At 45.8% G+C, this 12,817-nt stretch carries 10 protein-coding genes, 1 tRNA gene and 1 pseudogene; 6 read left to right on the top strand and 6 right to left on the bottom strand.

What is annotated here, in order from left to right; translation table 11 throughout:
- Positions 1 to 269: 269 nt before the first annotated feature.
- The 4 genes from ACTTJ8_RS10190 to ACTTJ8_RS10175 all read right to left on the bottom strand — a co-directional run bounded on the left by ACTTJ8_RS10190 (position 270) and on the right by ACTTJ8_RS10175 (position 2,904).
- Positions 270 to 725: a metal-dependent transcriptional regulator gene (locus ACTTJ8_RS10190; protein ID WP_442715386.1), complete on the bottom strand. Its 456-nt coding sequence runs from the start codon at positions 723 to 725 to the stop codon at positions 270 to 272.
- Positions 726 to 894: 169 nt separating this feature from the next.
- A complete protein-coding gene (locus tag ACTTJ8_RS10185) occupies positions 895 to 1,989 on the bottom strand; it encodes a HoxN/HupN/NixA family nickel/cobalt transporter (protein WP_442721112.1) in 1,095 nt (364 codons plus the stop codon).
- A 23-nt stretch (positions 1,990 to 2,012) separates the two neighbouring features.
- Positions 2,013 to 2,666 carry a DUF1007 family protein gene (locus tag ACTTJ8_RS10180; protein ID WP_442721111.1) on the bottom strand — a complete coding sequence of 218 codons (654 nt, stop codon included), beginning with the start codon at positions 2,664 to 2,666 and terminating at the stop codon, positions 2,013 to 2,015.
- Positions 2,667 to 2,831: 165 nt separating this feature from the next.
- A tRNA-Ala gene (locus ACTTJ8_RS10175) sits at positions 2,832 to 2,904 on the bottom strand.
- 326 nt (positions 2,905 to 3,230) lie between these two features.
- Here ACTTJ8_RS10175 and ACTTJ8_RS10170 point away from each other — a divergent pair.
- On the top strand, positions 3,231 to 3,836 hold the full coding sequence (locus ACTTJ8_RS10170; RefSeq protein WP_442721110.1) for an ATP-dependent Clp protease proteolytic subunit: 606 nt from the start codon (positions 3,231 to 3,233) through the stop codon (positions 3,834 to 3,836).
- A gap of 138 nt (positions 3,837 to 3,974) precedes the next feature.
- Here ACTTJ8_RS10170 and ACTTJ8_RS10165 read toward each other — a convergent pair whose 3' ends face one another.
- On the bottom strand, positions 3,975 to 6,767 hold the full coding sequence (locus tag ACTTJ8_RS10165) for an efflux RND transporter permease subunit (protein WP_442721109.1): 2,793 nt from the start codon (positions 6,765 to 6,767) through the stop codon (positions 3,975 to 3,977).
- A gap of 6 nt (positions 6,768 to 6,773) precedes the next feature.
- Positions 6,774 to 8,396 carry a CTP synthase gene (gene pyrG, locus ACTTJ8_RS10160; RefSeq protein ID WP_442721108.1) on the bottom strand — a complete coding sequence of 541 codons (1,623 nt, stop codon included), beginning with the start codon at positions 8,394 to 8,396 and terminating at the stop codon, positions 6,774 to 6,776.
- A gap of 374 nt (positions 8,397 to 8,770) precedes the next feature.
- On the opposite strand from pyrG, the gene xseB reads away from it, so the two are divergent.
- From xseB to ACTTJ8_RS10135, 5 genes and pseudogenes are all read left to right on the top strand, one after another.
- Positions 8,771 to 9,004, top strand: coding sequence for an exodeoxyribonuclease VII small subunit (gene xseB / locus ACTTJ8_RS10155; protein WP_442718459.1), 234 nt, complete (start codon positions 8,771 to 8,773; stop codon positions 9,002 to 9,004).
- A 2-nt stretch (positions 9,005 to 9,006) separates the two neighbouring features.
- Complete coding sequence (gene mutL, locus ACTTJ8_RS10150) at positions 9,007 to 10,986, top strand: DNA mismatch repair endonuclease MutL (protein ID WP_442721107.1); 1,980 nt, start codon at positions 9,007 to 9,009, stop codon at positions 10,984 to 10,986.
- A 205-nt stretch (positions 10,987 to 11,191) separates the two neighbouring features.
- On the top strand, positions 11,192 to 11,980 hold the full coding sequence (locus ACTTJ8_RS10145) for an outer membrane lipoprotein-sorting protein (protein ID WP_442721106.1): 789 nt from the start codon (positions 11,192 to 11,194) through the stop codon (positions 11,978 to 11,980).
- A gap of 200 nt (positions 11,981 to 12,180) precedes the next feature.
- Positions 12,181 to 12,468, top strand: coding sequence for a BtrH N-terminal domain-containing protein (locus ACTTJ8_RS10140; protein WP_442721105.1), 288 nt, complete (start codon positions 12,181 to 12,183; stop codon positions 12,466 to 12,468).
- Between the two features lie 42 nt (positions 12,469 to 12,510).
- Positions 12,511 to 12,817, top strand: a pseudogene (locus ACTTJ8_RS10135) (hypothetical protein); the annotation flags it as partial.

Genomic DNA, 12,817 nt, shown 5'->3' with positions numbered 1-12,817 from the left:
ATATCTACTTCGTTGCTGCGCACAAATTAATCCTCAACGTATCAAAGATACGCCTCCGGTTAATTTGTGTTTGCGCCTCGTACCTATATCGTCTATTTGCAAAAGGGTTGAGTCGATTTTTTTCCGATAAAAAGAAAAATATCCCCTACGACCCCTAAAAAGAAAAATGACGGCTTAGGGTTCTACCCTAAGATTCCGCCTTATTCGTGCGGAGGGTTTAATACCCCGATGCTTGCGTCGGGGTTGTTGATTGCTAACCAAGAGCCGGTTTACTGTTCGTTTATAATCCTGTTATAAGATGCTTGAATCCGCTGTGTTTTCGAAATTTTATCTTCCGGTGTCGGCGCTTTATCAAGCTTGCTCAGATAGGCAAAGAGTTTATCAGCGGTATCTTGACTAATGGCATGTTCCATTTCGCATGCTTCTTTGCTTGCAACTTCATCGTTTACCCCGAGAATATCAGTTAAAAATTTATAGAGGGTATTATGCCGTTGACGGACATTTTTTGCAACTGCGAGTCCGCTTTCGGTGAGATGTACCAGTCCGTATGGTTCATGTTCTACAAAACCGGAATCTTTTAATAAACAGAGCCGCTTGTTGACACTTGCCCGTGAAACGCCGAGACAGTTGGCAATATCAATGGAACGGATTGGTTCCAACCCATGAGATAAATCGTAAATTACTTCCAAATAATCTTCTTGCGAAGCAGAAACTTTTGCTATCATACTTCTATGATATACCTCTTTCTTAAAATTGGCAAGTTTGATTTTATCTTTTTTACCTCGGCTTACTTTTTAAGCGAAACTATCAGGAGGCATTATTGAGTGTTTTATACAGTGTGTGCCATACGGAAGCCGCAGTTGACGTCAATATCTTTTACTACGGGACAGAGCGCTAAAATGTTAAACCTACTGCACGAATAAAAGGGATCACAGCAGTGAGGGAAAATATGAAGATGATGCAATAGGCTGCAAAGCCGAGTGCGAGGGCTGTCTGTTCAAGATATGTTTGTGTTTTGGGTATTCGTTTGAAAAGCCGTTGCCGTCCGCTCCAACCTAGGTAGGCAGCTGCAATAACCGGCACTGCCATTCCTGCCGAAATGCTCAGAATGGCAACAACACCGATTCCAGCGGTATGAAGGTTTGATACCAGCACCAATACGAGCACTGATGCCGGGCATGGATAAAGACCGCTTAAAAGGAATGTCCCCCACTGTACTTTTGCAAGACTGTGTTGCTTTTGCGAGGCAGCGGTGCGTGTGTAGCGGAGCGCCGTGCCGGTGCTGTGTTTTTCTATATGCGTGCCGGCATTGGGTTCTCTATACCGGATTGCTATGCTATTGTGCCGCAGCAAATTGTACCGGTTAGCGTCTTCTTCAGGCTGATTTGAAAGAACTGCTGAACCCTGCACCGGTATCTGTTGTGCTGTTTTTCCGAACCGAAAGTGCGGGAACTTGTGGGGAAATGCATGGGAAAGCAGGTGAACAAGGGATACTATGGAAAGGATAATCAGCAGTAGGTATGAAATACCTTCAAGATATACTGCTGCAGCATCGGTATGGGCGGATAGCGCTCCACTGACGTTGTGGAAGATGAGCAGGAGTACAATACTTGTTACACCGTGCAGGGCAACTAAGATAATACCGGTAACGGCAGGCTCCCACACCGGGGCTTTTTTGCTCAGGTAAAAAGAAAATATAAGGGTTTTTCGGTGTCCGGGACCGAGGGCGTGCATAAATCCATAGAAGAAGGCAACCCAAATAATAGTCCAAAACGTGCGGGCTGTATTGGTGTTTGCCCATTCATACAGTGCATCACCAAGCTTTGTCCTCAGTTGGGACTGCTGCTGTACAATAAACTCCGGCGGTTTTTCTGAGCGCAGCGGTGAGGCTGTGTTTTTATTTCCTGTAAACGGATTTGCGGACAGCTCTGTGCAGAGGCACATACAAAAGAGCTGTATACATAAAAAAATGATGTTGTATTTTTTCATTGAGCGTATTCCATCGGTGATAATTAATAGGTTATATGGATTTCCCGCGGATAGTATGTTTGCAAGCCGGGTTTCCATTGGTCATACGTCAGTGTGGTTTCCGCAGTGTCAAAAGGATCATAATACACAGGATATTTTTTATTTTCCGCAATGGTATAGGAAGGTTTCTTTGAGCCGAACATGCCGGTAAACGTGATCGGTGTTACGTCTGCATAACGGAAATCACAAAAGAAGGTGTAATCATAGACAGCAAAATACAAATCTCCTGTATAGCAGGATAAATCAACATAAAATCGGTATGAAACAATCCCTTCTTTCTGAGTTACAGAAAAGTTGCTCACTTTTTCCGGGCTGCTGCGCTTTTCTCCTTGCCGGATAAAGGTAAAATACGCATAATGCCGGGTATTAATAAAGGCATTATTATATACGTCTTTGATTTCCGCGGTATCAAAGGTTCCGTCGCCATTTGCATCATACCCTTGAATAATATCAGCGCTGAAAAAGCGGTCAAAAGTCCATGTTTCATAGACCCCATGGATTTTCCCGCTTTTTACAACAAACTCAAGCGCAGTGGAGATAAAGAGATGAGGATGCGCCCATACTGCAGCCGGTACTGCAAGCAGCAGTATACAGATAATCAGAATACGAGGTAGTGCGGGCTTAATATTTTGCTTCATACGCTGTTTCTTTTAGGATGTCTATATTCTGTTGCCATAATTGCTGCTCCCGTGTTTGTATATTTTTAATATATTGTTGAAAAACTTTCTGAAACAATCTTCTATTATAAAATAATATTATTATGATAACTGCAATTTACGTGTTATACAAGATAAAGAAAAGAATGGAGAATAGGGGATTCGAACCCCTGACCTATTGATTGCGAACCAATCGCTCTACCACCTGAGCTAATTCCCCAAGGAGAATACTGAGAACAGCATGCTTAAAGCGTAAATTTTTAATATAAAGCAATATACACTATTTTCTCTCTTTCGGCAAGAGGTTTGACTTGGATTGTTTTTTTAAAACTTTGTGTGCATACCGGCAGTTTTCATTCTAAATTTATACAGTGAGCATCTCGAATATTCTTCAATCTGATAATTTTGTTAATGTAAATCGCCAAATTGCGATGTTCTTGACAGCTTTGCGGTGAGTATGGGGTGCTTCATTTAGTTGAGCCGAACGCTTCCCTAAAGCCTTTTTTTTTAGTATTTTTACTATAATATTTTTTCCGAGGATACCACATGAATACGTTTTACAATGTTGAAGAACAGAAAAAAGACAAAAATGACCACAACGCAGACGAACAGCTGATGCAAAAATTTTTGAACACGCGGCAGATCATCTTGTCGGGGGAAGTGGATAAAGAACTGGCAGAAAAAATTGTCCGCCAGTTGTTGATACTTGAAGCAGATTCCGATTCAAAACCGATCTATGTGTACATCGACTCTCCCGGCGGAGACGTGGATGCCGGTTTTGCTATTTTTGATATGATTCGCTTTATTAAGCCGCCGGTATATACCATCGGGATGGGACTGGTTGCCAGTGCCGGAGCTTTAATTCTCTTGGCAGCGCCGAAGGATCACCGGCTGGGATTTCCAAACAGCCACTACCTCATTCATCAGCCCTTATCCGGCATAAAAGGGGTAGCAACAGATATAGAAATTCATGCTAAAGAGATAGAAAAGATCAAAGCAAAGATCAATGCGCTCATTGCAGCAGAAACAGACAAAGACGAAGCCGCTGTTACAAAAGATACTAACCGCGACTATTGGCTCTCTGCGGATGAAGCAGTCGAGTACGGGCTTATTTCAGCAGTGGTAAAGAGCCGTACCGATCTTCCGCAATAGACCGAGCAGGAACCCTCTAAAAAACTGCACCGCTATCGGCAGAACCTGTAACGAAATGCGTTAAGGTGTCCGCTTTACAGAGACTGAGATTTAGAACTCGTCGACCTGTTCGAAAATGAAGTTATCGAACAGGTCTATTTACTCCCCCGGTAATGCCTTTGTGATAAACCTCGGTTTAACGATCGACAGGATGGTCGGTAAAATCGTTAAACTTGCAAAGGAGCTGCTTCCCATCACGAGGGCTATCAGAAGTCCCAGCTCCGAAAGCATATTGAACTTAGAGAGCATCAGTACTGCAAAACCGGCTCCAACCGAGACGGCATTAAAGAGAATAGCCTTTCCGGAGCCATAGAATGTGTGGATAAGGAAATCCCGTTCGTTGCGCCGTGCAGCATACTCACGGTGATAGGCAGCAAGGTAGTGGATGGTGTAGTCAATCCCGATACCGATGGCAAAACTAGCTACCATTGCTGTACCGATGTTCAGTTTGATACCGGCAATCCCCATAAAGCCGAAGTTCAGCGCAACGGAGATCATTAAAGGTATAATGCCGATAATACCGGCAACAATAGAGCGGTAATAGACGGTTAAAATTAAAAATACAATAGCGAAGGAAACCGCTACCGAAATAAGCTGAGACTGCACAACCAGCGTATTGAGCGACTGTTCGATAAACATTGAACCGTTTGCCTCTACGGATATATCTTGCGGAAAGTTTGCTTTGACATAGTCCATAACGGCATTCAATGCCTGCATACTATCCTGCTGCCCAACGGTTCTCAGCTGAATATTCACCTTGAGTGTTGTTGGTGTATGAATATCGTCGATAAAATCCTGGACATTGCCGCCCATGAGTAACAGGTAATTCTGAATAAGCGCCGTTAGCTCCTCCTGACTGGTTTTGCCGTATTTTTGCGGGTCGGTAGGAATTTCACAATAGGCAGCTCCTTTATAATTTATGTCTTTTTTTAAGAAATCGACTAATTCCGTAGCTGATACCGTGCGTCCCTTACGGGCTGTTTGTGCCGCTGCGAGTTTTTCTACGATTTCAGGGAAGGTGAATACCTGCTCTGTGTGTCCTGATTGTGCGGCATTGAACGCTGTTGCTGAAGAACCGCTGCCGTTTCCGCCCAGGGTTTTATGGTCATCAAAGCTGCCGAAGCTGTCATCGGAATCAAAATCTCCAAAGACCCCAAAGTCCCCGAAATCATCATCTGCCGTACCGCTTGCTGTAGATGCTCTGGAGGCAGCCGCGGTACCGGTTGAAGCATCTTCTCTGGAATTACCTACGGTAGCCGCTATTGTTCCGTGCGCGGTAGAGGTGCCGCCGGAACGGGGCGTAATACCTGCTGCCGGGCTATCTGCATTGTACACTTGATTAAACCGCTTGATGACATTTGCAAGCGAAGTGATTTTACCGACTTCCGGGATATGTTCCGCGGCATACACCGTCAATGAGTCTATTGCCTGTAATACGTCGGGACGGATTACGTCATTGGGATTTTTTCCGGTAATAATCAAATTCAAGAGCTTTGAGCCTCCGAATTCTTTTTGAATAAAGACATCGGAGCGGACAATCTGTACATCAGGTTCAAAATATTCCATTAACACGTTATCAATAACGAGTTTGGAAATGCCGAATCCTGCAAAGATGATACAGGCAATCCCTACCATTAAAACACTGCGTTTATGCGCGTGAATAATCATCAGGGTGTCGGCAATCACACGGTCAACCGCATCAGTGTGGCTCGGCTGCGATGCGAATTTTCCCCGTATTGTAGGATTACGCGGTCCGCGCAAAATCAAAATTGACGGAATGAGGGTTACGGCAACAAGGAAGGCTGATAACACTCCAAAGCTCGAAAAGATACCGAATTCAAAAATCGGGACAACGCTGGTAAAACAGAATGATACAAAACCGGCGAATGTTGTCAGCGCTGCTAGAAAAACAGGAGGCAGTACACGGGACATCGCTTCGATAATTTGCTCTGCGTGGGTTTCTTTGGTGATTTCGGTATTCTGTGTTACTTCATCAAAATAGTGATTGATAACATGAATACCGTATGCACTGCCGACTGCAATCAAAATAACGGGCAGTACCGTGGAGAGGATTGTCAGCGGAATGTGTACAAGAGCCATTGCGCCGATCGCCCAAATACATGAAATAATAACGGTGAGCAGCGGCAAAAACACACCGGTAAAGCGCCGGAACGAAAAAAACAACACGCCTGCAACAACAATTACCACAATGGGAACTAAAAACATCAGGTCATGTCCGGTTGCTTCATTGACAATCTCGCTGAATACCGGTGCGCCGGTTACGTATGTTTCCGAATCGGGGCAATCCCATGCTGCGGCAAGCTTCATTACCTCACGGCACACCGATACCGCTTCAGGTTTGCCGCTTTCTTCCTGTTTGACGTTCAAAAAGATAATGGTTTGTGTTGCTTTTAAGTCGTCCGAAACCAGACTGCGGTTATAGGTTTCGACAGAGCGGAGCCGTTCGGTAATTGTCGCAAGTTCTTCCGGCGTATCGGAGAGGTGTTCCGGCACCAGTTTTTCTGCTGTAATAGAATCGCCGACAGAATCGATATGCGTAGTAGTAGTAAGCGAAACAACGTTTTTTACCAGAGGAAGCGCAGCCAGTTTAGCATCCAGCTCCTGCATTTTCTGCAAAAAAAGCGGGTCAACCACGGTAGTATACTGCCGCTTAATACCGATCAGCAGCGGTACGGAATCACCGAATATCTGCGCCATCTCTGCATCGGCAATGCGCGCGGGGTCGTTCTCCGGGATAAACCGGAAGTTGTTATTGTCAAACTGAACACGTGGAAGCTGCAGGGCAAAAAAGCCGGTAATACCAAGAATAACCGCTAGAATAATCCGCGGATGCTGATACAGCTGAGCAAACAATGTGTTTTTTGCAGTCATTGTTTCCTACTTATGTGCTTGTTCCGCCTTTGCTGCATTCGTCAATGCCGCACCGATAAAGTCACGGAACAACGGATGCGGCTTATTCGGGCGGGATGCAAACTCAGGGTGGAACTGTACGGCAACGAACCACGGATGGTTTTTCAGCTCAATAATTTCTACCAGATTACGCTCCGGGTTAATGCCGGAAAGCTGCATATCCGATTGTTCAAACTGACTGCGGTATAAATTGTTAAATTCATAGCGATGCCGATGGCGTTCGGTGATTTCGTGCATTTTGTACGCTTGCTCAGCCTTTGTGTGCTCCGCGATCATACAGCGGAAAGAACCAAGCCGGAGGGTGCCGCCGAGCTGTACATCTTTTTGATCGGGCATGAGGTCAATGACAGGATCACAGTTTTTAATAAACTCACTTGAATGCGCACGGGCAAGTCCAAGAACATGACGCGCAAAGTCAATGACGGCAATCTGCATACCAAGGCAGATACCAAAGTACGGAATGTTATGGGTGCGCGCATAGCCTGCGGTAAGGATCATCCCTTCAATTCCACGCTCGCCGAAGCCTCCCGGTACGATAATTGCCTGAGAATCCTTGAGCAATTCCTCCGCTTTTGCCTCGTCTGTAATCTTTGCGGCATCGATCCATACTTGCTTTACCCGTGTATGGTGGTACACCCCAGCAGCAGTCAGCGCTTCACTGACGCTCAGATACGCATCGGGCAGTTCAGTGTATTTACCAACCAAGGTAACCGTTACTTCTTTTTCGGGATGATAGTAGGAGTCTACCATAGCCTTCCATGACTGCAAATCAGGCTCGCTGTTGGGAATATTGAAGAGTTCACAAATCTTTTTGCCCAAGTTGCCTTCTTCCAGCATGAGCGGAACTTCGTAGATGGATTTTGCGGTTAAGTTTTCGATGATTGCATCTTTACTAACATTACAGAAAAGGCTGAGTTTTTCTCTGATGGATGCGCTAAGTTTTTTTTCGCTCCGGCACATAATAATGTCCGGCTGTATACCGACGCTCAAGAGTTCTTTTACGCTATGCTGCATCGGCTTTGTTTTCAGTTCCCCGCATTCTTTTAAATAGGGCAAGAGTCCGAGGTGGATAAACAAGCAGTGTTCGCGTCCAACCGTATTTCTAATTTGCCGGATTGCTTCAATAAACGGTAAGGATTCAATGTCTCCAACGGTGCCGCCTATCTCTGTAATGACAATCTCGCTGCCGGTACGCTCTGCTGTCTGCATAATCCGGCTCTTAATTTCGTCGGTAACATGCGGAATAACTTGTACGGTTGCCCCGCAATAGTCTCCCGCCCGCTCATGGTCAAGGATGGACAGGTATACTTTCCCGGCTGTATGGCTGTTAAATTTATGGAGGGCAACATCGGTAAACCGCTCGTAATGCCCAAGGTCAAGGTCTGTTTCCCCGCCGTCTTCCGTTACAAAGACCTCGCCATGCTGGTAAGGGTTCATAGTACCCGGATCGATATTCAAATAAGGGTCAAACTTTTGATTGATAACTGAAAAACCTCTGCTTTTCAGCAAAAGTCCGATGGATGCAGCAGTGATACCCTTCCCCAAGGAGGAAACAACACCGCCGGTAATAAAAATAAAACGCGCTTTCATGATAACTCCAGAATGCGGCTACTATAGCACATTGTCCTGTCTTTCGCAATGAATAGCAGTATCTCGATATGAAAAAGAATCCGGTTCTAAACTCGTCGTAGGTAAAAGCACGTTTTTCCATACTAGATCTATCCGATAACTGTGTTATCGAATAGATCGACGAGTTTTAAATCGTGAAAATAGCACGATTTAGAACATTGCATTTCGAGGTAGCCTGTTCAGAAACGGAAGTTTCCGAACAGGTTTACTGAGCGTTTCCTGTTTTAGATGATTTTCCTCAATATCGCTTAGATGTGCGATTTTTAATATGCAATATTTCCATTTTTGCATTTTTATGCTATTATAGCTGCGTATGGAGATATAAGGAGCGGAAGGTGAAAAAGTTTGAAGAACGGTTAGCCCGTCTTGAAGAAATCAGCGAAAAGATAAAGCGGACAGATATTCCCTTGGAAGAAGCGCTTGCAGCCTTTGAAGAAGGAATAAAGCTTGCGAAAACTTTAGAAAAAGACATTGATAAAATAGAAAGCAAGGTGCAGATTTTGATGAATCAGCCGGTGCAGCCGCAGGACAAACCTGAGCTGGAGCTGTTTTCAGCTGATGATGTATAAGAATGGATACTGTATACAAACCGGTAAAGGCGCTTGATCCAGAAACAGCACGAAAAATCGCCGCAGGTGAAGTTATAGACCGGCCGGCAGCTGTGATCCGTGAGCTTTTGGACAATGCAATAGACGCAGGAGCCTCCAAGGTACAGGTAGAAATCTCAGGCGGCGGTATCGACTGCATCCGGGTTACCGATAACGGCTGCGGTATGAGCCGTGAAGACCTCGCAATCTGCACAGACACTCACACAACAAGCAAAATTTCTACGGCGGAAGATCTCTTATCCTTGCATAGTCTCGGTTTCCGCGGGGAAGCTCTTTCTTCTATTAAAGCAGTCAGTGATCTGGAAATTACCTCAACGCGGAGCGGTCCTGCCGCATGGAAATTACAGCTTGGGAAGATTCTTCCGGCGCGTTTAAATGCCGGTACAGTTGTGCAGGTAGAAAGCCTCTTTGAAAACTTTCCTGCCCGCAAGCAGTTTTTAAAGCGGGCAGCTGCCGAAACAGCGCTGTGCCGTACGGTTTTTCTCGATAAAGCCCTTCCCCATTACGCAACGGAAATGCGCTTTATCACAGACGGTACACTCCGTTTCCTTCTGCCCCCGGCAAAATCGCTCCGGGAGCGCTGTCTTGCAGCATTTTCGTTTAAAGAAGCTGAAGCGCTTTTCTTTGAAATTGAAGGCAGCGGAGAGTATTTTTCGTTCCGTATTGTACTCGGCAGTCCTGACGTTGTCCGCAGCGATAAACGTGCAATCATGGTATTTGTTAACGGCAGAAGAATTACCGAGTTTGGACTTACTCAAGCTATCGAGTATGGCAGCGAAGGCTATTTTCCTAACGGCGGACACCCTGTCGCCTTTTTATTCTTAACAGTCGAACCGTCCCGTGTAGACTTTAACATTCACCCAGCGAAAAAAGAAGCCCGTTTTCAGGATTACAGCGCCGTCCACCATGCCGTCAGCAGCGCGGTCGGGGCTTTCTACCGGCAGCATACCGTTGCAAGTCTTTTAAAAGAAAAATACGATCCGGAACTCACCCGACCTTTAGACTTTCAGCGCAGTAACGCGGCAGCGGATATGGGCGGCGGTAGTGTGATGCCGAACACCGCACCATATTCAGCATGGAGCGAGCAAAATCGGCTGTATGCCGAATCTCTTGCGCAAAAACGTAGTGTTTCAGCGGAAGTGCGTACACAGCCGCCGCGCTCCGGCACCATACCCGGCGCGTATGGATACGGCAGCGCACTTTGTCAAGCCGCGGCGGCAGCTGCGGTTCCCTATTCGGCAGGGGGACGCATAATTCCGCCGCCCGCAGCTGCGGGGATAATCCCTTCTGATGAGTCTTTGGAAAACCTTCCCGCCGCTATCTCCGGTTCTCCGGATTCCGGTACAACAGGCGTGTACACTGCAGCAGCGTACATGCAGTCTCCGCTGGATATTCCTCCTGCTGATTTTAAGCTGCTCGGACAGGTAGCCGGTACCTTTATCGCGGTAGAAAAAAACGACGCGCTGTATTTAATTGATCAACATGCTGCCCATGAACGGATTATTTTCGAGCAGCTAAAGAATAACAGCGGCGGTGTGCAGGAGCTGCTCATCCCCTACCGGATTATCACAGCATCGGAAGAAGACGATGCCTTTATCAAAAACCATCAGGAGCTGCTGTGCGAAGCGGGGTTCGCCCTTTCCAATGAAGGCTCCGGTGTTTGGCAGGTAACCGCCGTACCGGCACGGTGGACAGGCACGGAACGCGACCTTATCCGTGACATTACCGGTGTCCGTAAAAATGCCGGCGACATTCTGTATCAAATTTTAGCCTCAGCTGCCTGCCGTGCCGCTTGTAAAGATCATGCCCTGCTCGATCCTGTAACCCAGCAGCGTATTGCAGCACAAGCCTTTGAACTTCCCGAACCCATCTGTCCGCACGGCCGTCCAATTTGGATTATCCTCACCCGGGAAGAACTCTTTAAACGGGTGAAAAGGACGTAAAGCTTTATCAGGGCAGCTCCGGCAAGGTCTTAACTATCCCGAAGGCACCATCAGCTCTTGACAATTCTGAACGGAAGTCTATACTAAAACAACAGTAAACGGTGTTTACCATTTCATCACACAGAGTATCTTACAAAATATCGGGCATATTCTGTCATTTCTTTTTGAGCAGGTACTCCGCACGAATCAACATGGAGGAGAGCAAATGACACATATCTCAAAACATATACTTGCGCTGACCGTTTGTATGCTGGCAGCAGTAAGCCTCGCATTTACACAAGAGCTGACGGGTAAAGAGATTATGCAAAAGGTTGATAAACGCGAAAAAGCTGCAACCGATTCCTTTACGATGCGGATGACGCTCATCAATTCCGGCGGCAAAAAACGGGTGCGAGAGGTTACTGCATATTCAAAAGATTACGGCAGTGAGAAAAAAACAGTGATGGTGTTTATGCTGCCCGCTGATGTGAAGGGTGTCGGCTATCTTTCTTTTTCGTATGATGATGCGGCAAAAAACGATGACCGCTGGCTCTATATGCCTGCGCTTAAAAAAGCAAAGCGTATTTCCGGCTCTTCAAGTCAGGACTATTTTATGGGTACCGATTTTACCTACGATGATATAAGCGGGCACAAGATCGACGACTACACGTATACGCTGCTTGCAGAGGAGACGGTAGACGGGAAGAACTGCTGGAAAATTGAATCGGTGCCGCTGAAAAAATCGATGTACTCAAAATATGTTGCCTGGATTGATAAGGAATCGCTGGTGCAGGTAAAGGCGGAATTTTATGACGAGCAAGGAACACTGCTGAAAGTGCTTACGGTAAGCGGTATCGAAAAAAAAGACGGCTTTTGGACTGCCGGCAAAATGGAGATGAACAACCAGCAAAAAAAGCACACAACCGTTATCGAAACACTCAAGCATGAGTTCAACAAAAACATCCCTGATTCGTATTTTAGGGTGAACTCTCTCGAAGAAGGCAAAATCAGGTAATCCTTTTGAAATATACGGGGCATCTGCGTTGTCGCTTAACAAAAAACAGTCCTCGACGTACAAAAAGTACGCCTGCGGGTGTTTTTTGTACGCTCCTAGCATCTGCACCGCCTATTTCAAAAGGCGCTGACGGGGCTATTTTAGTAAGCCGCTACGGAAAATGCACGGAGCATTTTTTAATATGCCTAAGCGATAAAGATATGAGCAGTCGATACAATGATTATGAAATAGGAGAACTGAAATTAACGATTAAACCTTTTACAGGGCAGCATTGTGAATCGACTGCAACAGGAACGCTCCTGAATCAGCTTGGGATTGAATTGAGCGAACCTATGCTATTCGGGCTTGGAGAAGGGCTGGGTTTTATTATCTGGAAGATGAAATCAACAACCTCGACGCAAAGCGCCGGGGTATGTTGTTCTCATAAGGTAAAGTATCAGATTGCAACCTTTGGTACAGTTCAAAAAGTGTTGGAGTATTACTCTTAAGCCCTCCGTACGAATAAAATGAAAAGAAGGAGTAATGACGATATGAACACAATACGGAAATATGGACAATCATTCTTGTTAGGTATTACATTTTGTTTACTGTTTTTTGTATTGACGTTTCCGAGCAGTGCGCAGGAAGCAGCAGGCATAGACGGGAAGGCAGGAACAGCTCAAGCACCTGATACATCATCCGATGGTGAAACTGCATCTCAAATAAATGATGATTTAGGAGATGATGAATTTTCGATCGATTCGGAAGATGACAGCGCAAAACCGGTCTTTACGCTAAGCGGCAAAATTGAAACGCTGCACGGAGTGCGTTGGAACGGTACTGAAAAGAAGCTTGAAT

This window comes from Treponema sp., assembly GCF_052169735.1.
Lineage (GTDB): Bacteria > Spirochaetota > Spirochaetia > Treponematales > Treponemataceae > Treponema.
The sequence above is the reverse complement of the archived record's forward strand: the minus strand, read 5'-3'. Positions and strand labels throughout refer to the sequence as shown.